The 25,173-nt window shown below is 71.2% G+C and carries 21 protein-coding genes; 14 read left to right on the top strand and 7 right to left on the bottom strand.

Annotated elements, in window-relative coordinates; genetic code table 11:
• Positions 1-11: 11 nt before the first annotated feature.
• Both ACFUCU_RS12710 and ACFUCU_RS12705 read right to left on the bottom strand, forming a co-directional pair.
• Positions 12-1,010 carry a M56 family metallopeptidase gene (locus ACFUCU_RS12710; RefSeq protein ID WP_377972970.1) on the bottom strand — a complete coding sequence of 333 codons (999 nt, stop codon included), beginning with the start codon at positions 1,008-1,010 and terminating at the stop codon, positions 12-14.
• Between the two features lie 5 nt (positions 1,011-1,015).
• The gene (locus ACFUCU_RS12705; RefSeq protein WP_364137776.1) at positions 1,016-1,402 is read right to left on the bottom strand and encodes a BlaI/MecI/CopY family transcriptional regulator; all 387 of its coding nucleotides are present in this window, start codon (positions 1,400-1,402) and stop codon (positions 1,016-1,018) included.
• A 287-nt stretch (positions 1,403-1,689) separates the two neighbouring features.
• On the opposite strand from ACFUCU_RS12705, the gene ACFUCU_RS12700 reads away from it, so the two are divergent.
• Genes ACFUCU_RS12700 through cydD form a run of 3 tightly spaced genes read left to right on the top strand, consistent with a single transcriptional unit; the run spans position 1,690 to position 7,975 of the window.
• The gene (locus ACFUCU_RS12700) at positions 1,690-3,288 is read left to right on the top strand and encodes a cytochrome ubiquinol oxidase subunit I (RefSeq protein WP_377972969.1); all 1,599 of its coding nucleotides are present in this window, start codon (positions 1,690-1,692) and stop codon (positions 3,286-3,288) included.
• Positions 3,289-3,337: 49 nt separating this feature from the next.
• Positions 3,338-4,387 carry a cytochrome d ubiquinol oxidase subunit II gene (gene cydB / locus ACFUCU_RS12695; protein WP_377972968.1) on the top strand — a complete coding sequence of 350 codons (1,050 nt, stop codon included), beginning with the start codon at positions 3,338-3,340 and terminating at the stop codon, positions 4,385-4,387.
• A 6-nt stretch (positions 4,388-4,393) separates the two neighbouring features.
• Complete coding sequence (cydD, locus tag ACFUCU_RS12690) at positions 4,394-7,975, top strand: thiol reductant ABC exporter subunit CydD (RefSeq protein ID WP_377972967.1); 3,582 nt, start codon at positions 4,394-4,396, stop codon at positions 7,973-7,975.
• Positions 7,976-8,025: 50 nt separating this feature from the next.
• Here cydD and ACFUCU_RS12685 read toward each other — a convergent pair whose 3' ends face one another.
• Entirely contained in the window at positions 8,026-9,126 is a 1,101-nt protein-coding gene (locus tag ACFUCU_RS12685) for a sodium:calcium antiporter (protein WP_377972966.1), read from the bottom strand.
• 163 nt (positions 9,127-9,289) lie between these two features.
• Between ACFUCU_RS12685 and ACFUCU_RS12680 the strand changes: the two genes are divergently transcribed.
• The 4 genes from ACFUCU_RS12680 to ACFUCU_RS12665 are packed head-to-tail and all read left to right on the top strand — an operon-like array spanning position 9,290 to position 12,586.
• Positions 9,290-10,303, top strand: coding sequence for a GNAT family N-acetyltransferase (locus ACFUCU_RS12680; protein ID WP_377973039.1), 1,014 nt, complete (start codon positions 9,290-9,292; stop codon positions 10,301-10,303).
• Between the two features lie 56 nt (positions 10,304-10,359).
• Positions 10,360-10,743 carry a VOC family protein gene (locus tag ACFUCU_RS12675; protein WP_364137764.1) on the top strand — a complete coding sequence of 128 codons (384 nt, stop codon included), beginning with the start codon at positions 10,360-10,362 and terminating at the stop codon, positions 10,741-10,743.
• 60 nt (positions 10,744-10,803) lie between these two features.
• The gene (locus ACFUCU_RS12670; RefSeq protein WP_377972965.1) at positions 10,804-11,796 is read left to right on the top strand and encodes an ABC transporter ATP-binding protein; all 993 of its coding nucleotides are present in this window, start codon (positions 10,804-10,806) and stop codon (positions 11,794-11,796) included.
• Entirely contained in the window at positions 11,786-12,586 is an 801-nt protein-coding gene (locus ACFUCU_RS12665; protein WP_377972964.1) for an ABC transporter permease subunit, read from the top strand. The genes ACFUCU_RS12670 and ACFUCU_RS12665 overlap by 11 nt, the downstream gene beginning before the upstream one ends.
• Before the next feature lie 21 nt (positions 12,587-12,607).
• On the opposite strand, the gene ACFUCU_RS12660 is transcribed toward ACFUCU_RS12665, so the two are convergent.
• Together ACFUCU_RS12660 and ACFUCU_RS12655 are read right to left on the bottom strand one after the other, a co-directional pair.
• Positions 12,608-13,126 (bottom strand): DinB family protein, encoded by a 519-nt coding sequence (locus ACFUCU_RS12660; protein WP_377972963.1) that lies wholly within the window; start codon positions 13,124-13,126, stop codon positions 12,608-12,610.
• A gap of 66 nt (positions 13,127-13,192) precedes the next feature.
• A complete protein-coding gene (locus tag ACFUCU_RS12655) occupies positions 13,193-15,724 on the bottom strand; it encodes a DNA topoisomerase (ATP-hydrolyzing) subunit A (protein WP_377972962.1) in 2,532 nt (843 codons plus the stop codon).
• A gap of 67 nt (positions 15,725-15,791) precedes the next feature.
• Between ACFUCU_RS12655 and ACFUCU_RS12650 the strand changes: the two genes are divergently transcribed.
• From ACFUCU_RS12650 to ACFUCU_RS12640, 3 genes are all read left to right on the top strand, one after another.
• Positions 15,792-18,482 carry a GNAT family N-acetyltransferase gene (locus ACFUCU_RS12650; RefSeq protein ID WP_377972961.1) on the top strand — a complete coding sequence of 897 codons (2,691 nt, stop codon included), beginning with the start codon at positions 15,792-15,794 and terminating at the stop codon, positions 18,480-18,482.
• Between the two features lie 79 nt (positions 18,483-18,561).
• Positions 18,562-19,305 (top strand): DUF5998 family protein, encoded by a 744-nt coding sequence (locus tag ACFUCU_RS12645; RefSeq protein ID WP_377972960.1) that lies wholly within the window; start codon positions 18,562-18,564, stop codon positions 19,303-19,305.
• Between the two features lies 1 nt (position 19,306).
• Entirely contained in the window at positions 19,307-20,572 is a 1,266-nt protein-coding gene (locus tag ACFUCU_RS12640) for an alkaline phosphatase family protein (protein WP_377972959.1), read from the top strand.
• Between the two features lie 40 nt (positions 20,573-20,612).
• Here ACFUCU_RS12640 and sepH read toward each other — a convergent pair whose 3' ends face one another.
• Entirely contained in the window at positions 20,613-22,154 is a 1,542-nt protein-coding gene (sepH, locus tag ACFUCU_RS12635; RefSeq protein ID WP_377972958.1) for a septation protein SepH, read from the bottom strand.
• A 344-nt stretch (positions 22,155-22,498) separates the two neighbouring features.
• Between sepH and ACFUCU_RS12630 the strand changes: the two genes are divergently transcribed.
• A complete protein-coding gene (locus ACFUCU_RS12630; RefSeq protein ID WP_290258119.1) occupies positions 22,499-22,798 on the top strand; it encodes a DUF4193 domain-containing protein in 300 nt (99 codons plus the stop codon).
• Between the two features lie 70 nt (positions 22,799-22,868).
• Here ACFUCU_RS12630 and ACFUCU_RS12625 read toward each other — a convergent pair whose 3' ends face one another.
• Positions 22,869-23,354, bottom strand: a complete 486-nt coding sequence (locus tag ACFUCU_RS12625) for a DUF3093 domain-containing protein (protein WP_364137746.1) — start codon at positions 23,352-23,354, stop codon at positions 22,869-22,871.
• A gap of 142 nt (positions 23,355-23,496) precedes the next feature.
• Here ACFUCU_RS12625 and dut point away from each other — a divergent pair, with 142 nt between their 5' ends.
• The 3 genes from dut (at position 23,497) to ACFUCU_RS12610 (ending at position 25,172) form a co-directional block, all read left to right on the top strand.
• The gene (gene dut, locus ACFUCU_RS12620; protein WP_377972957.1) at positions 23,497-23,991 is read left to right on the top strand and encodes a dUTP diphosphatase; all 495 of its coding nucleotides are present in this window, start codon (positions 23,497-23,499) and stop codon (positions 23,989-23,991) included.
• Between the two features lie 94 nt (positions 23,992-24,085).
• Complete coding sequence (locus ACFUCU_RS12615) at positions 24,086-24,790, top strand: DUF3710 domain-containing protein (protein WP_290258116.1); 705 nt, start codon at positions 24,086-24,088, stop codon at positions 24,788-24,790.
• A complete protein-coding gene (locus ACFUCU_RS12610; protein WP_290258114.1) occupies positions 24,783-25,172 on the top strand; it encodes a hypothetical protein in 390 nt (129 codons plus the stop codon). Before ACFUCU_RS12615 ends, ACFUCU_RS12610 begins: the two co-directional genes overlap by 8 nt.
• Position 25,173 lies beyond the last annotated feature (1 nt).

Genomic DNA, 25,173 nt, shown 5'->3' with positions numbered 1-25,173 from the left:
CCCGCATCAGCTCAGCCGAGCAGGCCTGGCACAATCAGCAGCGCCGTCGGCGCCGCGAGCAGCAGGATGCAGGCGGCCAGCACGGCGTAGCGCAGCGCCTGCGGCAGCGGTGGCTGGGGCGAGAGCAGCCGGCTGACCCGGGTCGCCGTCGTCACCATGGCACCCGCCCCGCCGGTGGCCCCGGGCTGGGCGCTGTCCGCCTCGGAACTGCCGAAGGCCATCCGCGCCGCCGGTGCCGCGCCGGGTCCGGTGCCCGTGGCCGAGCCGCTGGCCACGATGGCGATCGCCTTGATCAGCGTGGCCTTGCTCTCGGTCTTGAGCGCGACGTCGTCGGCCAGCATCTCGATCAGTGAGTTGACCGCCTCCTGGGCCAGCCGCGTGGTCGGCAGCCAGGGCAGGGCCTGACGCCAGGCCGCGAACGCCCAGAGGAGCAGGTGGTGCCGCTGGCTGAGGTGGGCGTTCTCGTGACTGAGGACCGCCCGCAGCTCGCCGGGTTCCAGCGCCGCCATCAGGCCGTCGGAGAGGACAGTCACGGAGCGGGCGCCGCCGGGCAGGCAGTAGGCCACCGGGGAGTCGTGGCTGATCACCATGGTCCGGGCGGCCTCAGCCGACGGGGAGGCCAGCAGGGCCAGGAGCTCACGGTGCCGCCGCCGCTGCCGCTGGATCTTGTAGTACGTCAGCAGCAACGTGAAAACCAGGTGCGCGCTCAGCAGCGCGGCCGCGGACAGTGCGAAGATGTGCCAGAAGCCCAATTCGGTGGTGGGTTCGTTACGGAAGACCATGCCGGCGAGGCCGCGCAGGCCGGCAATCAGGTTGTCCCCGATGGGTTCCAGCCCGTAGACCAGCATCGCGCCAATCATCGACAGGCCACCGGCGAGGGCGATCGCCTGCCAGAGCAGCATCGCCGTCGACGGGGAGCGGGCCGGCCACTGGGCGCGCGACAGGAGGATAGGCACCGGCCAGGCCAGCGCTATCGCCAGGACCGCCAGAAAATATGAGGTCCAGAACACCGCTGTTAGCTGTGGTCCAGCAGTTTGCGCAGGGTCTCGGCCTCGGTGGGGGAGACGGAGCCGATGAAGCGGGCCAGAACGGCCTCACGGTCCGGGGCGGAGCCGAGGACCTCGTGCATCAGTTCGGCGGTGTGGTCCGCGCGGCTGGACACGGCCTGGTAGCGGTGCGGACGGGTGCCGCGTTCACGCTCCACCAGGCCCTTGCGCTCCAGCCGGGAGAGGACGGTCAGGACCGTGGTGACGGCCAGGTCCTTGCCCTCGTGGCCCTCGGTACCGCCGGGGGTGCGGGTGCTTGTGGCCAGCAGGTCGCGCAGGGTGTTGGCCGTCGCGGCCTCCTGTCCCGCCCAGAGCAGGTCCATGACTGCCCGTTCCAGTTCCCCAAGACTTGCCATTGCCTGTGTCCTTCTAAGATGCCTCCCCGCCGGCGGCTGCCGCGGGAGGTCGTTAATTACTACAGCTTTCAATTTACCGTTTTTTCGCTTGACTTTCTACATGCAGTAGAACAGGGCCCCTGGCGTGTCACCGGGGCCCCGGGCGGACCCCGGTGGCGATCCGTTGCGGCCCGGGGTGAGCCGTGCCACGCTGGGTGCGTACGGTCCGGCCAATGTTCTACACTCTGTAGAAGTAGCAATTCTACGAACTGTAGAAAACTCTCGGGAACCTAGCCAAAGGGACTGCCATGGACGCCTTGGAAATTGCACGCTGGCAATTCGGGATCACCACCGTCTATCACTTCATGATGGTGCCGCTGACGATCGGACTGGGCCTGGTGGTGGCGGTGATCCAGACCCTCTGGTACCGCACCGGCAAGCCCGAATACCTCCGCATGACCAAGTTCTGGGGCAAGCTGTTCCTGATCAACTTCATCATGGGCGTCGCCACCGGCATCGTGCAGGAATTCCAGTTCGGCATGGCCTGGAGCGAGTACAGCCGCTTTGTCGGGGACGTCTTCGGCGCCCCGCTGGCCCTCGAGGCGCTGCTGGCGTTCTTCGTCGAATCCACCTTCCTGGGCCTCTGGATCTTCGGCTGGAAGCAGCTCAAGCGCGGCGTCCACCTGGCCTGCCTCTGGATCGCCGTCATCGGCTCCGCGCTCTCGGCCTACTTCATCATCGTGGCCAACAGCTGGATGCAGCACCCGGTGGGCGTCGAGATGATCAACGGCCGCCCCGTCATGACCGACGCGTGGGCCGTGTTCACCAACAACACCGCCCTCGTGGCCGTGCCCCACACGCTCTTCGGTGCCCTCGCCGTCGCCGGCGCGTTCCTGCTCGGCATCGCCTGGTACCACCTGTGGCGTCGCCGGTATGACGGGATCGACACTATCGGGACCGACGGCAGGGTCATCCCCGGCGAGTCCTCCGTCCCGGGCCGCGACCGTGCCGACCACGCCGTCTGGATCCGCTCGCTGCGGATCGGCGCCGTCGTCGCCATGATCTCCTTCGCCGGTACAGCCGTCACCGGCGACCTGCAGGGCAAGCTGATGTTCGTCCAGCAGCCCATGAAGATGGCCGCCGCGGAGGCCGCCTGCCACGACGGGACCGGCTTCTCCATCCTCAGCGTCGGCAACGTCGGCTCCAAGAACTGCGACGACGTCGTCGCCGTCATCGAGGTGCCGGGCCTGCTCTCCTTCCTGGCCAAGGGCGACTTCAGCACCGAGGTCAAGGGCGTCAACAGCCTGCTGGAACAGTACAAGGCCGACTACGGCACCCACCTGCCGGACAGCCCCATATACGGCGACCGCGCCGGCAAGGAAATCCAGTACGTCCCCGTCATGGAGGTCACCTATTGGGGCTTCCGGATGATGATCGGCTTCGGCGGCCTCGCCGCTGCCGCTGCCGCCGCCGCGCTCTGGGCCACCCGCAAGGGCACCGTCCCGGCCTCCCGCGGCCTGATGCGCCTGGCCGTCTTCGGTATCCTCGCCCCCTTCGGCGCCAACGCCGCCGGCTGGATCTTCACCGAGATGGGGCGCCAGCCCTTCGTCGTCGCCCCCAACCCGGACGCCAGCGGCATCGACCAGGTCTTCATGTTCACCGCCGCCGCCGTCTCCCCGGGGGTGTCCGCCGGGGAACTGATCACATCGCTGGTGGTCCTGACCGCCGTCTACGCCCTCCTGCTGGTGGTGGAGGTGAAGCTGCTGGTCAAGTACGTCCGCGGCGGCGTGGTCTCCGCCATGCCGGAACTCGCGCACGTCCCGGCGGACGAGAACGAGGACAAGACGCCCCCGGGCGGCACCCCCGGAACGCCGGGAGCCGACGACGTCCTGGCCTTCGCCTACTGAACGCCCCGCCCACCACGTACTGACCCGACACTGACAGAGGACACCCAGCATGGAACTGCTCCCCACGATCTGGTTCATCGCCATTGCGGTGCTGTGGACCGGCTACCTCTTCCTCGAAGGCTTCGACCTGGGCGTCGGCATGCTGATGAAGCTCTTCGCCCGGAACAACACCGAGCGCCGCGTGCTGCTGAACACCATCGGACCTGTGTGGGACGGCAACGAGGTCTGGCTGCTGACCGCGGGCGGGGCCACCTTCGCGGCCTTCCCGCTTTGGTACGCCTCGCTCTTCTCCGCCCTTTACCTGCCGCTGCTGCTGGTGCTGGTGGCGCTGATCTTCCGGGCCGTGGCCTTCGAGTACCGCGGCAAGGTGGACACCCCGCAGTGGCGCGCCCGCTGGGACTGGGCGATCGCCCTCGGCTCCCTGGTGGCTGCCTTCGGCGTCGGCGCCGCCCTGGGCCTGACCACCACCGGCCTGCCGGTGAACGCCAACGGTGACCGCGTGGGCGGCCCCTTCGCCTGGTTCAACGCCAACGCCGTGCTCGGCGGGCTCGCCGTCGTCGGCTTCTCCCTGGTCCACGCGCTGGCGTTCCTGGCGTTGAAGACCGACGGCGAGGTCCGGCACCGGGCGCGGCAGTGGTTCGTCCGGCTGCTGCCGGTGCTCCTCCTGCCCATCGCCGGCTGGGCGGTCGTCATGCAGTTCCAGGGCGGCAAGGCCTGGACCATCGCCGCCGTGGTGGCCGCCGTCGTCGCGGCCGCCGCAGCCTGGAACTTCGCCCGCGGCGGCGCCGAGGGCAAGGCATTCCTCTCCCTGGGCGTGTTCCTGGTCCTCGGCACTGCCTCGGTGTTCGGTGCCGCGTTCCCGGTGGTGCTGCCCTCCACCCTGGATCCGGCCTTCAACCTGACCATCTCCAACGCCTCCTCCTCGGATTACACGCTGGGCCTGATGACGATCGTCGCCTGCATCGGCCTGCCGCTGGTGCTCGCCTACCAGGCCTGGACCTACTGGGTGTTCCGGCGCCGGGTCAGCAGCGCCCACATCCCGGAGGCGCACAGCTTCCTGCCCGCCATCGCCTCCCGGGCCCTGGCGCCCAAGGACTAGGCGCCGATGAGACCGCAGTTCCCCTCCGGCCCTGCCACCCGCTCCGCGCTCTACCTGCTGGGGCTCCTCGCCGCCCTGAAGGCCCTGTCCCTTGTGCTGATGGGCCAGGCGGTCGCAGGCATGCTGACGGGACTGGCCGGCCACCAGGAGGCGTGGGCCGAACAGCTGGGCTGGGGCCTGGCCGGCGTGGTGCTGAGGGCACTCGCCACGTGGGGACAGGCCGTCGCCGCGCGCCGTGCCGCGCTGGGGGTCAAGGAGGAGCTGCGCTCGCAGCTTCTGGAACGGGCCCTGCAGACGGGCACCCGCGCCGCCGGGCCGTCCGACGGCGGACTGGCGGTGCTCGCCACGCGCGGACTGGACGCGCTGGATAACTACTACACGCAGTTCCTGCCGGCGCTGGTCAACTGCGCGGCCATCCCGCTGCTGCTGGGCGCCCGGATCCTCTTCGCCGACTGGGTCAGCGCCGTGGTGATCGTCCTGACCGTGCCCCTGGTGCCGCTGTTCATGATCCTGATCGGCCGGTATACGGAGGAGCGGGTCCGGGAGGCACAGTCCACGCTGGCCCGGCTCTCCGGCCACATGCTGGAACTGGCCAAGGGCCTGCCCGTGCTGGTGGGCCTGGGCCGGGCCAGTGCCCAGCGCAAGGCCCTGGAGGACATCTCCGAGGAATACCGGACCCGGACCATGGGTACCCTGCGCACCGCGTTCCTCTCCGCCTTGGCGCTGGAACTCATCGCCACCCTGTCCGTGGCCGTCGTAGCGGTGTTCATCGGCGTCCGCCTGGTCCACGGGGAGATGGGCCTCGAGGCCGGCCTGCTGGCCCTGATCCTCGCTCCCGACTGCTACCTTCCGCTGCGCGAACTCGGCACCGCGCACCACGCCAGCGACGAGGGCCGTGCCGCGCTCGCCGACACCACCGAGGTGCTGGATGCCCCCCGGCCGGAGCCGCTGTTGCCGGCGGCCGATACTCCGGAGCGCGCTGCGGTTGTGCCGCCTGTTGTCACCGTCAGCGGGCTGCGGGTGCGCTACCCGGGCCGGGACGGCGACGCTGTCGGGCCGCTGGACTTCACCGCGCCCGCGGGACGCATCACGGCCCTCGATGGTCCCAGCGGCGCCGGCAAGAGCACCATCCTGGGCGTGCTGGCGGGCACCATCGGCGCCGATGCCGGGACGATCCTGGAAGGCCGCGTGTCCGGGTATGCGGCCGCCGACGTGGCGTGGGTGCCGCAGCACCCGGTCATGGTGGCCACTACGGTCCTGGACGAGGTGCTGCTGTACCTGAGCGGCGAGGACACGGCCCCGGACGACGCGTCCCGCGAGGCCGAGGCTAAGGCCGGGGCGCGGCGCTGCCTTGCCGCCTGTGCGGCGGAACACCTGGCCGCGAAGCACCCCGCTGAGCTGAGTCCCGGCGAGTTGCGCCGGGTGGCCGTTGCCCGCGGCCTCGCACGGATCGACGCCGGCGCCACCGTCCTGCTGCTGGATGAACCCACAGCGCACCTGGATCGGACTTCCGCCGACGCCGTCAGCGCCGCCCTCACCGGGTTGCGCGGCCGGGCTACCGTGCTGCTGGTGGCCCACGACCGGCAGACCCGCGAACTGGCGGATACCGTGGTGCGGATCGGCGCTCCCGCTTCCGACGGCGGTACGGCCGGCGGCGGTGCCGAAGCGGCATCGGCGGGCCCCGCACTGGCTGTCCCTTCAACCGTAGCCGTATCCAGCGTGGCCGTAGCCAGCACACCTCCTGCGAACCGCCTCGCAGCGCGCGCCGACCTGGCCGCCACGGGCCGCCCGGAATTCTCCGATGGCCTGAATTCCGACCGCGCGGGTCAAACGAACGCCCCCTCGGCCTCCGAAGGGACCCCCGGCGCCGTCGCACGGCTGGGGAGGTTGCTGGCACCGGTGGCCGGACGCTTCACCGCCGCCGGCGTCGTGGGCGTGCTGGCCGCGCTGTTCGCCGTCGCCCTCGCCGGCCTCTCCGGCTGGCTCATCATCCGCGCCAGCGAGCAGCCTCCCATCCTCTACCTGTTGACCGCCATCGTGGGGGTGCGCTTCTTCGGCGTGGGCCGGGCCGCGCTGCGCTACGCCGAACGGCTGCTGCTCCACGACGCCGTCTTCACCGCCCTGACCCGGCTCCGGGGCGAGCTGTGGGAGTCGCTCAGCCGCCGGGCCCTGTCACTGCGCCGCCTGCTGCAGGGTGGCAACGTCCTGGGTGCCGTCGTCGACGACGTCGACACCGTCCGGGATCTGCTGCCGAGAGTGGTGCTGCCGCCGCTGACCGCCGTCGCCGTCGCAGCCGCAGCCCTCACCGGGGTGGGGCTCCTGCTGCCGGAGGTACTCCCGGCGGTGGCCGCCGCCGCCGTTGCCAGCCTGGTGGCCGCACCGGCGCTGGCCCTTTACGCCGACCGCAGGTCCGCCAGCGCCGAGCAGCGCCTGCGCTCGGACGTGCTGCGCCGGGTGGCCGCCGCCCTGGACGCGCGCGCCGAACTCCAGGCCAACGGCGTCGGCGGTCCCGTGCTGGACGCCATCCGGCGCGATGACCGGGCAGCCACGGATGCGGTCCGGCGCTCCGCCGTTGCCGAGGGGCTGGGACACGCCCTGACGGTCCTGGCCGGCGGATCCGCCGCGCTGGGCTGCGCCGTGCTCGCCGCCCCGCAGGCCCTCGCCGGGTCCGCGCAGCCGGCCGTGGTGGCGGTGGTGGTGCTGCTCCAACTGGCGCTGATCGAACCCTATGCGGCGATGACGACGGCGGTCCGGCAGTACCCCGCGCTTCGCACCGTGCTGCGGCGGATCGGGGAGTCGGGCGTCCTGGAAGCGGCCCGGGGCACGTCCGGCGCCGGCGGTTCCGACGTCGGCCTGATGGCGCTGGCGCCGCGGCAGGACGACCGTCCCGGCCTGGCCGCCGTGGACCTGGCCGCGGCCTGGCCGGGCGGTCCGGCGGTGTTCGAAGGCCTGTCCGCGACGGCGGAACCCGGCCGCTGGCTCGCCGTCACGGGCGGATCCGGCTCCGGGAAGTCCACGCTGTTGGCCGTCCTGCTGGGGTTCCTCCCGGCCGCCGGCGGCGAACTGAGGCTGACCGGCCGCGCCGCCTGGTGCCCGCAGGAGGCCCACCTGTTCGACTCGACCATCCGCGGCAACCTCATGTTGGGATTGCCCGGGGGAACCCGCCCCGGCGACGGCGCGGCCGAGGGTGCACCTGACGGAGCGTCGGACAGCGCGGACGTTGAGCGCCGGCTGATGAGCGCGGTGGCCGCCGTGGGCCTGACGCCGCTGCTGGCCCGCATGGAGCATGGACTGGACACTCCCGTGGGCCCCGGCGGGGCCTTCCTCAGCGGCGGCGAACGCCAGCGCCTGGCCGTGGCCCGCACCCTGCTGACCGGGGCGGACATCATCCTGCTCGACGAGCCCACCGCCCACCTGGACGCGGAGGCCGGCCGCGCCCTGCTGGCCGAACTGCGGCGCGGGCTGGCGGAGCGGACGGTCGTCCTGGTCACCCACAACCCGGACGACGTCGACCCCGCCGACGCAAGGCTGGACCTGGACGACAACGCCGCTGTGCGGGAACCGGCCGGAGTGAGCGGCCGGGCCTGACGCCCGTCTCCGGCGGGGCCTGACGCCCGTCACCGGGCCGGGCCAGGTGCTCAGCCCGAGGAGGCGACCGCGAAGAGCCCTGCCACGCCGGCCAAGTACAGCACCAGGACCACCAGCGAGTCCACACCCATGCCCAGCACCCGGCGCGCCGGGCGGAACAGCAGCCCCAGCATGTAGACCAGCGTCAGCAGGATGGCCAGCGCCGTCAGATAGATATCCGAGGCGTGGGCCTGGGGGAGGACCGGCGTACCCGAGATCAGGACGGCCACTAGGAACAGCACCGGCAGGAAGGCGTTGCCGCCGAAGATGTCGCTGACCGCCAGTTGGAAGTCACCCTGCCGGACCGAGGCCAGGCCGGTGGAGATTTCCGGCAGGGAGGTGGCCAGGGCCAGGAACGTCGCGCCGAAGAGGACGCCGGACAGTCCGATCTGGCCGGCGATCGCGTCCCCGCTGCGCTCCAGCAGCACGCCGGATCCCAGCGTGGCAGCCGCCGCGACCAGGAAGATCCCCAGCGCCTTGCCGGTGCCGGTCTTATTCCGGGACGACCCGGCGTCGGACCGTCCCGACGTCTGCGACGAATTCTGCGCCGAGGCCTTCGCGTGGCCCTTGGGCGCGGACTGCCCATCGGGGGCCTGACCCTGGGCGTGCCAGGGCAGCGACTTCTGCGACCGCTGCACCAGGAGCAGGCCCAGCAGCCAGATCACGGCGATCAGCACCGCGGCCGGGGTGAGCCGGAACAGGACCAGCCCCGGAGGCATCTGGCTCCCGGCGATGACCACGCCCAGCACACCCACCACCGTGATGGCCTCGATGACCAGGGTCAGCGACGCCGCGCGGTAACTCAGCGGCTTGCCGCCCTTGGTTCCGACGACGTCGAGGACGACCAGGACCACCGTCTGGATGGCGATGCCACCGAGGATGTTGCCGACCGCCACGCCCACATTCCCGGCCAGGGCGGCGCTGACGGTAATGGCGATCTCCGGCAGGTTCGTGGCCAGCGCCAACAGGATCAACCCGCCCAGGGCCGAGCCCAGCCGAAAGCGGGCATCGAGCACATCCGTCTGTTTGGACAACTGGATGCCGGCCACCCAAATCACGGCGGCGGCCCCGGCGAAGATCAAGGCCAAGGCCCACAGCGGCAACGACTCCATCACGTGCTCCCATCCCGGCCGGAGGAACACCCGGCCACAGCTCCCACGGCCTGGCGCCGCGTAGATCGTCAGGCTACTTACTCTATGACCAGTACCCTGGGAGGGAGCCGGGAGCCGCCCACTGCTGGAGCGGACCCGAGGGGTCGGATAGCCTGACCCCATGATGAGCCATGACGACATTGACGCCGTTGACGCCCGCCAGGCTCTGGATGGCCGGCTGTCCTGGCGCCCCGCGGGGCCCGGCGACTTGGACGCCTGGGCGGCGCTGATCGCCCGGACCGCCGCCGTCGAACACCCCGTCTGGTACGAACGCCGCGAGGACCTGGCGCAGATCCTGTCCTCCCGGCAGAACCCGGCCGCCGCGAACACCATCCTTGGTTTCGACGGGCAGGGAACCGCGCGCGCCTACGGCCGGCTGACGAAGAACACCGACGGCGGGAAGGCCGTCGGGTTCGGCTGCGTGGATCCCGATTGGCAGGGCAGCGGGGTGGGCGGCGGCGTCCTGGCCTGGCTGGAGGAGCGGACCCGGCGGCGCTTTGCCGACGACGCCGAAGCAAACGTGGAACCGGCAACCCCCAGGCTCCGCCTCCACTCCGAGGAAGCACATGCCCGAGAGGCCCGGCTCTTCGAACGGCACGGCTATCGGGTGGTCCGCTACTACAACGAGATGCACCGCCCCCTGACGGACCCACTGCCCGCTTACCGCCTCGGCGGCGGGCTCGAGCTGGCCGACTTCGGTCCCGCGCTGCACGAGGAGGTGCGGCAGGCCCACAACGACGCCTTCCGCGACCACTGGGGCAGCGAACCGCGCGACGAGGAGGCCTGGGGCTTTGTCGTGAACGACCCGTTGGCCCGGCCGGACCTGAGCTGCGTGGTCCTGGACGCCGACAACGGCCGGGTCGCCGGCTACCAGCTGGCCAGCCACGACCCGGACATCGCCGTCGAACGCGGCTTCACCGAGGGGTACACGGACCTGCTCGGGGTCCGCCGGGACTACCGCGGCCGGGGCATCGCCCGGGCGCTGCTGGCCGAGGCGATGCGCCGCTTCGCCGCGGCGGGCATGGACAAGGCCTCTCTCGACGTCGACTCCGAAAACCCCACCGGCGCCCTGGCGCTCTACACCGCCCTGGGCTACCGGGCCGTCAACCGCAGCATGGCCTGGGACAAGGAGCTCTGAGCCCCGCGGAGGCGTAAAATCCTAAGTGGGGGAAGGGCCTGGAAAGGGATATGACCATGCTCAAAGACCAGCCGGTCGGCGCCGTGTTGCCGGCCGCGGATATCGCCCGCGCCCGCGCTTTCTACCGCGACAAACTCGGACTCGAACCTGACAACCAGGATGCCCAGGACAACCTGCAGTACACCTGCGGCTCCGGGAGCAGATTCATGCTGTACCTCACGCCGAACGCCGGGACTGCGAAGAACACGCAGATGGGCTGGATGGTGCCGGACCTGCCGGCCGCCGTCGAGGAACTGCGCGGAAAGGGCGTGGTCTTCGAGGACTACGACTTCCCGGGCCTGAAAACCGAGAACGGCATCGCGACCCTGCCGGACGGCAACTCCGCGGCCTGGTTCCTGGACAGCGAGGGGAACATCCTGAACCTCAACTCCGGCATGTGAGCCCTGCCGGCGGGTCCTAGGACTCTGGCCGGGACGGGGAACGCCGGAGACACTCGTCGCATGTGCGCGGAAGCCCTGGTCCGGCTGGACGGCCTCACGAAGAGATTCGGCCGGAACACGGCGCTGGAGGGCGTCAGCTTCGGCATCGAACCCGGCGAGGTCTTCGGCTACCTGGGACCCAACGGCGCCGGCAAGACCACCACCATCCGGTTGCTGATGGGGCTGCTGCGCCCCACGGCCGGGACCGCGCGCGTGTTGGGCCTGGACGCCTGGCGCCAGCCGGTGGAGGCACACCGGAGGGTGGGTTACGTCCCCGGCGAACCGGCGCTCTATGACCGGCTCACCGGCCACCAGCACGTTGCTTACTGCGCCCGGCTGCGTCACCGGGACGACGCCGGGCGGGCCGCTAAGCTGGCGGCCCGCCTGGGGCTGGATCTCGGTAAACCGGCCCGCACGCTTTCCCGCGGCAACCGGCAGAAACTGGCGGTGGTGCTCGCCGTCATGTCCCGGCCGCGGCTGCTGATCCTGGACGAACCCACCAGCGGCATCGACCCGCTCGTCCAGCAGGTCTTCCACGAGATCCTGCGCGAACACACGGCCGAGGGCGGCTCCGCCCTATTCTCCTCACATGTCCTCGGCGAGGTGGAACGGGTCGCGGACCGGATCGGCGTCGTCCGGGCCGGGCGCCTGGTGGCCGTCGAACGCCTGCAGGATCTCGCGGCCCGCTCCCTGCACCGGGTGCGGGCCCGCTTCGGCGACGACGTCTCCGCCGCCGACTTCGCCGGGCTGCCCGGCGTGCGGGACATCGTGGTGGAGGAGCGGGCACTGAGCTGCAACGCACCGCAGGCGGCCCTGGACGCGCTGCTTAAGCGCATCAGCGCCCGCCGGGTGGAGGATTTCGAGTGCGCCGAGGCGCCCCTGGAGGAGACCTTCCTGACCTACTACGGCAACGGCGGAAACGGGACCGGCACCGGCACCAGGGCAGCGGCCGGCGCAGGCACAGGGGAACCCGTCGGGGCCGGCGACGACGGGGAGGACTCCCGTGCGTCCTAACGTGCTGCTGAAGACCCTCCGCGACCAGGCGCGGGGCCTCGCCGCCTGGTCCGTGTCGCTGGCCCTGATTGTGGCGATGTACGCCGCCGTCTGGCCCTCGATCCGGGGCCAGCCGTCCATGAGCGACTTCATCGACCAAATGCCCGAGGCCTTCCGCTCCATGTTCGCCACCACCGGCGCGGACATGTCCACGCCCACCGGCTACATCCAGATCGAGCTGCTGTCCTTCATGGGGCCGATCGCCGTCCTGATTTACGCCGTCGGGACCGGCGCCGGCGCGATCGGCGGCGAGGAGGACCGGCACACCATGGACCTGCTGCTGTCCAACCCGGTGGGCCGCTGGCGCGTGGTGCTGGAGAAGTTCCTCGCGATGGCGGCGGGCACCTTCCTGCTGGCGGTCGTGACCGGAGCCGCGCTGGTGCTCGAGGGCCGGCTGGTTGAGCTGGACCTGCCCGCGGACAAGGTGGCGGCCACCATGCTGCACCTGGCCCTGCTCGGCGTCGTCTTCGGCACCCTCGCGCTGGCGCTCTCGGCCGCCACCGGCCGGACCGGGCTGAGCCGCGGCATCCCCGCCGCCCTGGCGGTCCTGGCCTACATCGTGAACGCGCTGGCCCCGCTGGTGGACGTCTTCGACCGGCTGCAGAAACTCTCGCCGTTCTACCAGTACATCGACCACGACCCGCTCCGCACAGGCATCGCCTGGGACTCGGTGCTGGTCTCGGTGGCGACCATTGCGGTCCTGGCCGGGGCCGCCGTCGTCGGTTTCCGCCGCCGGGACATCCCGGCCTGAACGCCGGGCGGTCAGGCCGCGCTAGCCGGCCACGTCGTGGAGATGATGGACGACGTCGTGCAGGAAGTACTGCGAAAAGGTCAGCACGGTGAACTCCGAGCCGTTGCTGCGGGTGCCCTTCCGGCCCCAGTCGCTCTCCGGGACGCGGGCGAAGGACGCCGCGATCTCTTGGCCGCGGGCCGTCAGCTCGTCGCTCACCGTGGCCGGGTGGGCTCCGGCGTAATCCATCTCGATCGCGGTCCGGTCCTGGTCCCAGTCCTCGAAGCGGGCGTCGTCCTGGCTGAGCATGAGGTGGAGGCGCTGGTTGAAGAGCGCAAAGACGTCGCGGACGTGGCAGGCGTACTCCAGCGGCGACCAGGTGTCATTATCCGGCCGCACGGCCACGTCCGGTCGCCGGAGGACGGCCTGCCAGCGGGGCAACATGGCCGTAATGTGGTCCGGCGCCGTGGCCGGGGTCCAGGCGGAGGCGTGGAAACCGCACTCGGGGCAAGGGGTGCCGAGCACCCAGGTCCAGTCTTTTGCGTCCGGGACGATAGGCATGCCAGCAGTCTAGGGGACTCGGCCCGTCCTCCAGGTGGCTCAGAGCCACTCCCGCGACCGGGAGGGTCAGCCCTCCGCGGGCGCCGGGGCGGCGCCGGAAGGAGCCTCGGCCCCGGCCATGCTCGGCCCGATGGCGTCGACGGCCTGGGAGAGCGGGATGCCCGAACCGTCCCGGCGGCCGTGCTCCACCGGGAGGGAGCGCGCCACGCCGGCCAGCGAGGAGGCCTTGGCCGGGCCGTGCCCGGCCCAGGCCAGGAGGAGCGTGTCCTCGCCCTTCAGGAACCGGTGCGCCCGGACCCCGCCGGTGCCGCGGCCCTTGGAAGGGTATTCGGAGAGTGCTGTCACCTTCGCGGCGCCCGGGGCGGTACCCGGCAGGGCCCCCTCGGTTCCGGCGATGGTGACGACGACGGCGGCCTCGTCATCGGCGCGGGCGGTGCCGAAGTGCAGCACCCGGTCCCCGGCGGCCAGCTTGATCCCGGCCATGCCGCCGGCGGTCCGGCCCTGCGGACGGACCGCGGAGGCGCCGAAGCGGAGCAACTGGGCCTGCCGGGTGATGAAGACCAGGTCGACGTCGTCGCCGTCGGCCGCCTCAACGCCCACCACGGTGTCCTTGTCCTTGAGCGCGATGACCTCCCAGTCCTCGCGGTTCAGGGGGTAGTCCGGCTGGACGCGCTTGACCACGCCCTGCGCGGTGCCGATGGCCAGGACCCGGTCCAGCGGCGCGAAGGCCACCAGCGTCTCGCCCTTGAGCAGGGTGATGAAGTCCTTGGCGGGGACGCCGCCGGCCATGTTCGGGGTGCCGTTGGTGGGCGGCAGCACTGGCATGTCCACCACCTGCAGCCGCAGCATCCGGCCCTGCGAGGTAATGGCGGCGATCTCACCGCGGGCCGAGGTCTTCACCACGGAGCGGAAGACATCGTGCTTGGCCCGCGGTCCGGCCTCCGCCAGGCTGTCCTGGTTGGCGGTCCGGGCGATCTGGCCGGAGGCGGTGAGGATGGCCCAGCACGGGTCGTCCGCGATCTCCAGGGCCAGCGGCGCGGCCTTGCCCTTGACCGGGGCGGCGGCCGCGGCGGCCAGGGTGGGGGAGACGGCCTCGGATTCGAGCAGCACCGTCCGGCGCGGCGTGCCGTACTTCTCCGCGATCCCGCCGAGCTCGTCGGAGACCAGGCCGCGCAGCAGCTCGGGGGAGTCCAGGATGGCCTGCAGCTCGGCGATCTCGCGCCGCAGCTCGTCCTGTTCCTTCTCCAGTTCGATCCGGGAGTACTTGGTCAGCTGCCGCAGCCGCAGCTCCAGGATGTAGTTGGCCTGGATCTCGGAGAGGTCGTAGATGGACATCAGCCGGGTCCGGGCCGCGGCCGCCTCGTCCGAGGAGCGGATGATCTGGATGACCTCGTCGATGTCGACGATCGCGATCAGCAGGCCCTCCACCAGGTGCAGCCGGTCCTGCTTCTTCGCCAGCCGGAACGCGGTGCGCCGCCGGACCACGGTGATGCGGTGGGTGACGTAGACGCTGAGCAGTTCAAGCAGGCCCAGGGTCTGCGGCTGGCCGTCCACCAGGGTGACGTTGTTGATGCCGAAGGAGTCCTCCATCGGCGTGTAGCGGTACAGCTGCTGCAGCACGGCGTTGGGGTTGAAGCCGTTCTTCAGCTCGATCACCAGGCGCAGCCCGTGCTTGCGGTCGGTGAGGTCCACGATGTCGCTGATGCCCGAGAGTTTCTTGCCGTTGACGGCGTCCTTAATCTTCTCGATCACCTTTTCCGGGCCCACCATGTACGGCAGTTCGGTGACCACCAGGCCCGTGCGGCGGGCCGAGAGCTGCTCGACGTCGACCTTCGCCCGGGTCTTGAATGAGCCGCGGCCGGTGGCGTAGGCGTCCCGGATGCCGTCCAGGCCCACGATCCGGCCGCCCGTGGGCAGGTCCGGGCCGGGGACGAACTTCATCACGTCCTCCAGCGTGGCGTCCGGGTGGGCGATCAGGTGCCGCGCCGCCGCGATGACCTCGCCGAGGTTGTGCGGGGCCATGTTGGTGGCCATGCCGACGGCGATGCCGGTGGCGCCGTTGACCAGCAGGTTCGGGAACGCCGCCGGCAGCACGTCCGGCTGGGTGAGCTGGTTGTCGTAGTTCGGGACGAAGTCGACGACGTCCTCGTCCAGGTGGTCGGTCAGGGTCAGCGCCGCCGCCGCGAGCCGGGCCTCCGTGTACCGGGGCGCGGCCGGACCATCGTCGAGAGAACCGAAGTTGCCGTGCCCGTCGATCAGGGGCAGCCGCAGCGAGAAGTCCTGCGCCATGCGGACCATCGCGTCGTAGATGGCGGTGTCGCCGTGCGGGTGCAGCTTGCCCATCACCTCGCCCACCACGCGGGCGCTCTTGACGTGGCCGCGGTCCGGGCGCAGGCCCATCTCGCTCATCATGTAGAGGATGCGCCGCTGCACCGGCTTCAGGCCGTCGCGGGCGTCCGGAAGCGCCCGGGAGTAGATCACCGAGTAGGCGTACTCCAGGAAGGACCCTTCCATCTCGGAGGTGACATCGATGTCGACGATGTTCTCGTGATAATCCTGGGCTTCCCCTGCCGGGGGCGTGGTTTGGCGGCGTGCCATGGGGCTGGTGGGTCCTTCTGCGTGGTGCTCAACGGGTGCTGCGTAAGTTTATGGCTAGGCTAAGCCTATGGTGGATCAGCCCGTGGACGGCGTATATCCGGAACATTGGGAAGCCGATGTCGTGCTGCGCGACGGCGGCACGGCCCACCTGCGGCCCATCCACGCCGCCGACTCCGACGCCGTGCAGGCCTTCCACGTCGGCCAGTCGCAGAAGTCCATTTACATGCGCTTCTTCGCGTTCAAGTCCAAGCTCTCCAGCAAGGAACTCAAGCGCTTCACCGAGGTCGATTACAAGGACCGGGTGGCGCTGGTGATCACCATCGGCGGCGACATCATCGGCATCGGCCGCTACGACCGGCTCGATGACCCGGCCGAGGCGGAGGTGGCCTTCAACATCGCCGACGCCCACCAGGGCCGCGGCATCGGCTCCATCCTGCTCGAACACCTCGCCGCCGCCGCCCGGGAAAACGGCATCCGCAAGTTTAGTGCCGAGGTGCTGCCGGAGAACCGCAAGATGCTGATGGTCTTCTCCGACGCCGGCTACGACGTCAAGCGGCACTTCGACGACGGCGTCGTCAGCCTCGAATTCAACATCGACCCCACGGACAAGTCCCGCGCCGTGATGGAATCCCGCGAGCACCGCGCCGAGGCCCGCAGCATCCAGGAGCTGCTGGCCCCCGACTCCATCGCCGTGATCGGCGCCAGCCGCCGCTGGGGGACCGTGGGCTACCAGCTGCTTGAACACATCATCGAGGGCGGCTTCACCGGTCCGGTCTATGCGATCAACCCCGAGGCGCTGGAACTGGCCGGCATGCTCTCCTTCGCCCGGCTCTCCGAGGTGCCGGGCCCGGTGAAGCTCGCCATCATCGCCGTGCCCTACGACGAGGTCCCCAAGGTGGTGCAGGAGTGCGGCGAGGCCGGGGTCAAGGGCATCGTGGTGGCCACCGCCGGCTACGCCGACGACGGCGAACGCGGCCTGGCGCGGCAGCGGGAACTGGTCCGCCAGGCCCGGGCCAACGGCATGCGGGTGATCGGCCCGGCGTCGCTCGGGATCGTCAACACCAACCCCGCCGTCTCCCTCAACGCCTCGATGGCCCCCTCGCTGGCCCGCCGCGGCGGCCTGGGACTGTTCAGCCAATCCGCGGCGATCGGCGTCTCGCTCTACGCCGCGTCCAGCCGCCGCCGGGTGGGGATCTCCACCTTCCTCTCCGCCGGCAACCGCGCCGACGTCTCCGGCAACGACCTGATGCAGTACTGGGAGGACGACGCGGACACCACCGCCGTCGGCCTCTACCTCGAATCGATCGGCAACCCGCGTAAGTTCTCCCGCCTGGCCCGGCGGCTGGCGCGCACCAAACCCGTGATTGTTGCCAAGTCCGACGCGATGGGCCTGAACCTGCCGCCGGGCCACTCGGTCCGCACTACCCAGGCGCCGCCTGAAGCGCTCGATGCCATGATGCGCCAGGCCGGCGTGATCCGGGTGGGGACCATCGAGGAACTCATGGACGTCGCGCAGATCGTCTCCAGCCAGCCGCTGCCGCAAGGCCCCGGTGTGGCCGTCTTCAGCAACTCCCGGGCCCTCGGCAAGGTGGTCTCGGACAGCGCCGAGGCCGCCGGGCTCGGCGTCGAGCGGATCGTCGCCGACGTCGACCTGGACACCGGCATGTCCCGCGCCCTCCCCGCCCTGCGCCGCAGCCTGCAGGAGACGCTGACGCTGGAGAACGTGCACGCCGTCGTCGTGGCCCTGCTGCCCGCCCGGGGCCTGACCGTGGAGAAGATCGGCGCGGTGCTGGCCGAATGCTCGGCCGCCGCCGGGAAACCCGTGGTGGCCGCGTTCACCGGCATCCTGGACCCGTCTATCTACGTCGAGGGCATGGTGGGCGACGCCGGCGAGGCCCCGCCCGTGCCCTGCTACTCGAACCCGGGCGCCGCCGTCGCCGCCCTGGCCGCCGTCGTCCGCTACGCCCAGTGGAAGGTCCGGGACCAGGGCCTCTTCGTCGAACCCGAGGGCTGCGACCCCGACGCCGCGCACCACGACCTCGAAGAACTGTTGCGCCCCGTCGGCGGCGAGCAGCTGGTCCGGCTGGACCCGGCCGCCGCGGACCGGCTGCTGGGCCACTACGGCATCCACGTGCTTCCCTCGGCGGGTTTCGAGACCGACGACGACGCCGTCGCCGCGGCGGAGCGGCTCGGCTGGCCGGTGGCGATCAAGACCACCGACCCGGCGCTTCGGCACCGCCTGGACCTGGGCGGGGTGCGGCTGGACATTCAGGACGCCGACTCGTTGCGGGCCAACATCGCCCAGATGCGACGGTCCCTGCAACGTTACGGCTCGCCCTCCCTGGAGGTTCAGACCATGGCTCCGGTGGGCCAGGCGTGCACCTTCCGGGCCATCGAGGACCCGCTGCTGGGACCGGTGGTCTCCTTCGGCCTCGCCGGGGACGCTGTGAACCTGCTGGACGACTGGGCGCACCGCGTTCCGCCGCTCTCCGGCTCGGACGTGCACGACTTCATCCGCTCGCCCCGGGCCTCGCGGAAGCTCTTCGGTTACCAGGGGCTGCCCGCCGTCGACGTCGCCGCGCTGGAGGACCTCGCCGCGCGGCTGACCCGGCTCAAGGACAACCACCCGGAGATCGCCCTCGTGGAGTTCAACCCGGTCCTCGCCGGCACCGAGGGGGCGGTGATCCTCGCCGCCGACGTGCGGATCGCCAACGCCGCCCAGCGCACCGACACGGCCCGGCGCGCCATGCGGGCCTGAGGCTCAGGTGCCTGCGGTCTTGTCCACATCGGGGCGCCGCGGTTAGCAAGTGACTAGCCGATCTGTGAAAATGGAACCCATGACCTCCCAGCCCCCAGCATCCCAGCCACAGGCTTCCGTCTCCGCCCGCCACGGTGCGCCGCACGCCGGCCTGCACGACCACAGCGCGCAGGGACAGAGCCTCACGGATGCGCTGGAGCAGGCCGGCTTCTACCCGCGGCTGGTCGCCGACGTGGTGGCCGACGCCCTCGACGGCCGGGACTGCGTCTCCCACCTGGTGCACCTCGAAACCCACTTCGACCGGGCCGAGGTCCGCCGCCACATCACCGTGCTGGTGCTCACCGAGGACATGCTGGTGATCACCCACGTGGACGACCAGCAGCTGGACGAGGCCGGCGAGCAGATGGTCGCCCAGGTCTCCACCGAGTCCGTCCCGGTGGCCCAGATCCGCTCCGTGGTGCTCAGCTACATTTACGCCCAGCCGCAGGACTACAAGCCCTCGGACCCGGTCCGCGAACTCACGCTCTCCATCGCCTGGTCCGGCGGCCAGCGGCTGGACATGGGCCCGGCCAGCTGCGGGGACCCCCAGTGCGAGGCGGACCACGGCTACAGCGGCACGATCGCCCAGGAGGACATCGTCCTGCGGATCAGCGCCGAGGCGGACGGCCTCCAGGCGGTCCAGGACGCCAAGCTCTTCGCCCGCGCCCTGCGGGCCGTAAACACCGGATCCGGTGCCCCGGCCGGCCACGGCGTCTCCACCCTGCCGCCGCGCTCCCGCGCCGGCGTCTTCGCCAACCGCCTGAGCCGCGGCCATCAGCGCTGAGATGGGCGCCGACAGCACGGCCGGTTCCACGTCGGGGCCGGGTGGCCCTGCCCTGACCACCGGCCCAGCCCTGCCCTCCGGCCCGGCCCTGCCCTCGCCGCCGGCCTACGGCAGGAAGTCCATCGCCGAGGTCTTCGGCAGTGCGGCGGCCAGCATCGGCGTGCCCGGCTTCGAGAACCGGCTGTCGTTGCCCCCGGCGCGGCGGGTGTGCGTGGTCCTGGCCGACGGCCTGGGCCGGCAGCTGCTGAAGCAGCGCGCCGCCCACACGCCGTTCCTGCGCTCGGTGCTCCAGTCCGGGCAGGGTGAGGTCCCCGCCGGCATCGATGCAGCCTTCCCGTCCACCACCGCGGCGTCGCTGGCCAGCTTCGGCACCGGCCGGTCCGCCGGGCAGCACGGCATGGTGGGCTACGACGTCGTTGACCCGGACCAGGACCGCGTGGTCAACATGCTCAGCAACTGGGACGACGGCGTCGATCCGCGACGCTGGCAGCCGCTGCCCACCGTCTTCGAACGCGCCGCGGAGCACGCCGACGTCAGCACCGTCGCCCTGCCCCGCTTCAGCGACTCCGCCATGACCCAGGCGGCCCTGCGCGGAGGGCGGTTCATCGCCGGAACCACCGCGCACGCCCGCACCGCCGCCGCGGCCGAGGCGATGGCCGGGGCGGAGAGCGCGCTGATGTACTTCTACGTGCACGAGCTGGACAAGGCCGGCCACCGCTACGGTGCCGCGTCGTCCCAGTGGGAACACCAGCTGGAGGAGCTCGACGCGACCGTCAGCCGGCTGAACTCGACACTCCCGCCGGGGACCACCGTGCTGGTCACGGGCGACCACGGCATGGTGGATGTGCCCGAGTCCCGGCGCCTGGACTACTCCGCCGCCCCCGCCCTGATCGAGGGCGTCCGGCACACCGCAGGCGAACCCCGGATGGTCCACCTCTACCTGGAAGAGGACGCGGGGGAGGCCGGCCGCAGCCGGCTGCTGGCGGCCTGGCGGGCGCGGTTCGGCGAACGGATCTGGGCCTTCACCCGCGAGGAGGCTATTGCGGCGGGGCTGTTTGGCGACGTGCGCGACGCCGTTGGCCCCAGGATCGGCGACGTGATGATTGCCGCCCGCGACGCCCTGGCGCTCTACGACACCCGCCGGGTCCCCGCACGGGCGCTCGAGGTGGTGGGCCAACACGGATCGCTGACCAAGGCCGAACGGGAAGTCCCGCTGCTATGCTTCAGCGCCGCCGGCAAGACCGGCAGCAAGGCCCGCCGCCGCTAACAGGCCGAAGCGGGGCGGCGACAGTTCGATCACTCGGAGGCTACTCGCTGCGGGTGCCGAAAACGATGTCGTCCCAGCTGGGGACGCTGGAGCGCTTGGGTTTGGCAGGCTGGCGTTCGGGCGTCTCAGCGGCACGCTCGGCCCGCGCCTCAGACCGCGACAGTTCCGGGTTCCGGTTGCCGGCGGGGAAGATGCCGTCCGGGGTCCGGGGCTGCTCGGGGGACTCCGGCCGTGCCGCGCGCCGCGAGGTGCCGCCGCCCAGCAGTTCGTCCAGTCCGGGGCTCGACGTCGGCCCCTGGCCATTGCCGCGCACCGGGCGCAGCTGGGAGGCCGCGATGGTGATTTCCCGGGTCTCCGTGCTGACCCCGTCGTGCAGCCGCAACGCGTCGCCGGCGTCGGCGGCGTCGTGCCGCGGCGCCAGCGTCAGCCGGGAGAGCATCGAGGGCCGGGCATCGCGGCGGCGGGTGAAGGCATCAGGCCCGGGGATGGAATGCGGTTCGGCCTTGGCCGCCGCCGGAGTGGAAGGCTTCTCCGGCTCCGCGGTCGTGTCGGCGTCGCCGGTGGCGTCCGCGCCGCCGCCATTGGACGCGTGAAGGTCGGCGTCATCGGCGGTACCGGCGTCGGACCCGGTGTCGGTGTCACTGTCACTGTCGGAGGCATCGCCAGGGGCGGGAACCTCGGAGGGCCGGGGGTGGGCCGCCGGGACGCCCTGGCTCAGCATGAGTGCCAGCGCGTCATCAGCGTCCTCGTCCACCCCGATCCGGTGCCCGCGGCGGGAGCGGAGCATGTCCAGCAGCCCGTCGTTGTCCCGGTCCTGGCGGGTGTCCCCGGGCAGTGACCTGTCGGCGGGCACGATGCTGAGCTGGGCCGTCGCCGTGCGCGCGGCGGCCTCGGCATCGGTCTCGAAGTCGAAGGGCCGGTCGGAAACGGCCGAGAGCCGGCGGGACGGGACCGGCCCGTCCATTGGCTCGAGTTCGCTGAGCTGCTGCGCCCAGCGGTTGGCGTTCTGCAGGGACTTCAGCGCCGGGCTGAACGTCCACGTGGCGGGCGGTTCCTCACCGATGGCGGTGTGGCCGCCGGCCGGCAGCGAAAACGCCGCCACCACGTTCCACAGGCCGTCGGGGCGCCGCCAGGAATCCCACTCCACGGTCTCCGGAGCGACGCCGTAGGCGCGCAGCCGGTGGCTGACCATTTCCTCCAGGGTGGCGGGCTGGTCGCCGAAGTGGGAGCGGTAACCCTCGTGGCCCGCGGTGGGGGACGCAACCTCGATCCGGCGCGCCTGCTGGGCGACGTATTCGCGCTCGGCCAGCACCGGACCTTCATAGCGCTCAACCTTGGCCAGCGGCAGGCCGGAGAGCTCGGCGACCTCCGCGGCCGTCGCGCCGCTGCGGATCCGGGCCTGGATGTCCCGCGGGGACATGGCAATGGGCTCCGGCGCCGGGCCCGGGGCAGTCTTCGAGGGCCGGTTCACGGCAGCCCGAAGCGTTTCATCGATCGGCAGCTGGAACATCTCGCCGCCGGCGCCACTGAACAGGAGATGCTCTCCATCGTCGTGGACGCCTACAAGCCGTAGATCCTGCATACAAATCCTCCACCCTGGCATTGCTAACACTCGAAACTCTGCCACTGCCGGGGACCAAAAGCGGTGAAGAGGGAGGGCGCGCCGCGAATTTCCGGCATTTTCCGCCCTTCGAAGGCGCCGCCGGCGGGCATTGGGTGAACGCCCGGGCCATCACGTCCCGACGGCGTCCGCCGGACTCTGGCGCGCTGAACCCGGGTAGGCAAGAATGACCCGACGCCGGGCACAAAAAACATCCGCCCGGCGTTGACGCCGGTGAACCGGATCCGGACCGGACGGGGAGAGCACCAGCCCGGCGGACGGCGACGGCGACAACCCCAACAAGTGCGGAGTGTGAGCGAAAAGTAATGGCGACAGACTACGACGCGCCGCGGAAGAGCGAAGAGGACCTCAACGAGGACTCGATCGAGGAACTGAAGTCCCGGCGGACCGAGAAGCCCTCCGCGGTGGTGGACGAGGACGAGACCGATCTGGCCGAGGGGTACGAGCTCCCCGGCGCTGACCTTTCCGGCGAGGAGCTGCTGGTCCGGGTGATGCCCGCCCAGGCCGACGAATTCACCTGCGCGTCCTGTTTCCTGGTCCGGCACCGCTCCCAGATCGCCCGGGAAAAGGACGGCCTGAAGTACTGCGTGGAGTGCGAGGGCTGAGGCGGGCCCGCGAAGCGCCCCGGCGGCGGATTAGCGGTTAAGACGTCAGCGGTTCAGCGGCCCAGGGGCCTTAGCGCTTGAGCGCGGCGACGAACTCGGCGGGACGGCGGGTCGAGGCCAGCCAGTACGGCGTCCGGTCCATCGGGTCGGTGATCTCGATCCGCACCACCGGATCGATCCAGCCGCGGATGCACATGAAGGCCAGCCCGTTGAGCCGGGGGCCGCGTTCCGCCGTCGCCTCCCCGCCCTCGAAGGCCTCCACGGCACCGACGAAGCGGCGCTCGATCGTCGCCCGGCCCACCCGCAGGGTCCCCGCGGTGACCTGAAGGGACGGGGTGGAGACAATCAGCAGCACGGCCAGGATCACGAAGAGCACCACCGCCGCGGTGATGCCCGCGGTCATGCTGATCGGGGCGAACACCAGGATGCCGGCCGCCGACAGTCCTGCCGCCACCAGCCAGATCCAGAAGCTCGGCCACAGCTTTTCGCTGAACAGGACGGTGGATTCGTCGGGGGTCTGGTTGGAGGCAGGCACAGCGGCGCTGGATTCGGGCATGAGGCCAGCTTTCCACTTTTCCCGGGCTATTTCACCTTGGCGGGACGTCACGGGAGGGCCCCGATGCCCGGGCGCCCAAGGCATCCTCCCGCCCGGCGCCGTGGTAGGCCGAACCTTTCCGCGGGCGTTACAGTGGGGGACTGTGACTGAAGAAACAACCCCCGCGCACGCCGTCCCTGGTCCCACCCTGGCGGTCCAGTTGAAGATGCTCGACGACGGGCTGGAACCGCCGTCGTACGCGCACCCCGGCGACGCAGGCGCGGACCTGCGCGCCCGCGAGGACGTCGTCCTGGAACCCGGCGAGCGGAAACTGGTGCCCACCGGCGTCGCCATAGCCCTTCCTGTCGGCTACGTGGCGCTGATCCACCCGCGCTCGGGCCTCGCCACCAAGCACGGACTGACCGTGGTGAACGCCCCCGGCACCGTCGACGCCGGCTACCGCGGAGAAATTGCGGTAACCCTGTTGAACACGGACCGCTCCGAGTCCATCGAGCTCCGGCGCGGCGATAGAATTGCCCAAATGGTCATCCAGCGTGTGGAGCACGCGGAGTTCGTTCCGGTCCAGGAGCTCAGCGATTCGGTCCGCGGCACCGGCGGTTTCGGTTCCACCGGCGGGTTCGGCGCGACGCAGGCCTGACCGGCCCCAGCTACACCGGGCCCGGCCCGTCAGGCCGGCACACCCGGGCCGCCCCGGACGAGCAGCGCCGGAACACAACGAAGGAGACAACCCCATGGTTTTTGGGCGTGGCAGGAAAGCCAAGCAGGAACAGCCGAGCGAGGCCGTCGAGGCCCCGGAGACCGGCGCCGACGCCGCCGCGGACACGGCCGTCCGCGGGTCCGGCCCGTACGACGTCTCGGAGATTGAGAACCAGGACGGCTACGTGGACCTCGGCGCCCTGCTGATCGCACCGCGGGAGAACCTGCAGCTGCGGCTCGAGGTCGAGGAGGCCACCCAGCGCGTCGTCGCCGTGACCATGGACCTCGAGGGCTCCAGCCTGCAGCTGCAGGCCTTCGCGGCTCCCCGGTCCGAAGGACTGTGGGACGAGATCCGCGAGCAGATCGGCCAGTCCGTCGGAAGCCAGGGCGGCCAGGTGGAGGAGATCGAGGGCCACTTCGGCATCGAACTCGTCGCGAAGCTCCCCGCCGGCGACGGCAGCGAGGGCTACCGGGTGGCCCGCTTCATCGGCGTCGACGGCCCCCGCTGGTTCCTGCGCGGTGTGCTCGGCGGCGAAGCGGCCCTGGACCGGGAAGCCTCCCGTGACCTGGAGGACCTCTTCCGCAGGATCGTGGTGGTGCGCGGAGACAACCCGATGCCGCCGCGCGACCTGCTGCAGCTGCGCCTGCCCAAGGACACCAGCGCCACGGTCCCCGGCACGGCCGGACGCCCCACCCTGGACCAGCCCGAACGCGGACCGGAGACCACCCAGATTGGGTGACGCCCCCGGAGGCCTGTCCTCCGACGCCGTCCCGGTCCGCGGCCTGCCCGAGCGCGGCCGCGTCCTCTGCCGCGGCTTCATCGAATCCGTCACCTACGCCCCCGCGGGCGAGGTCGCGGCATTCACCGCGATCATCACGGACCACGACGCCCCCGCGGCGAGGCCCCGCCGAGTCCCGGCGGACGCCGCACCGCCCACCGCCCGCCGCCGCCGTCAGGTGGCCGCGGACCGGCTCCGCGTGGTGTGGCTGGGGCGCCGCCGCATCCCGGGTGTCCACGCCGGACTGGAGCTGAAGCTGGAGGGGATGGTCACCGTCCGCGACGGCCTGCCCACCATGTTCAACCCGCGCTACGAAATCCTGTCCCGCCTGGAGGAACACTGAC

The sequence above is a fragment of the Arthrobacter sp. NPDC057259 genome (assembly GCF_042668995.1).
GTDB lineage: Bacteria > Actinomycetota > Actinomycetes > Actinomycetales > Micrococcaceae > Arthrobacter.
This window is presented reverse-complemented; position numbering and strand designations above follow the sequence as displayed.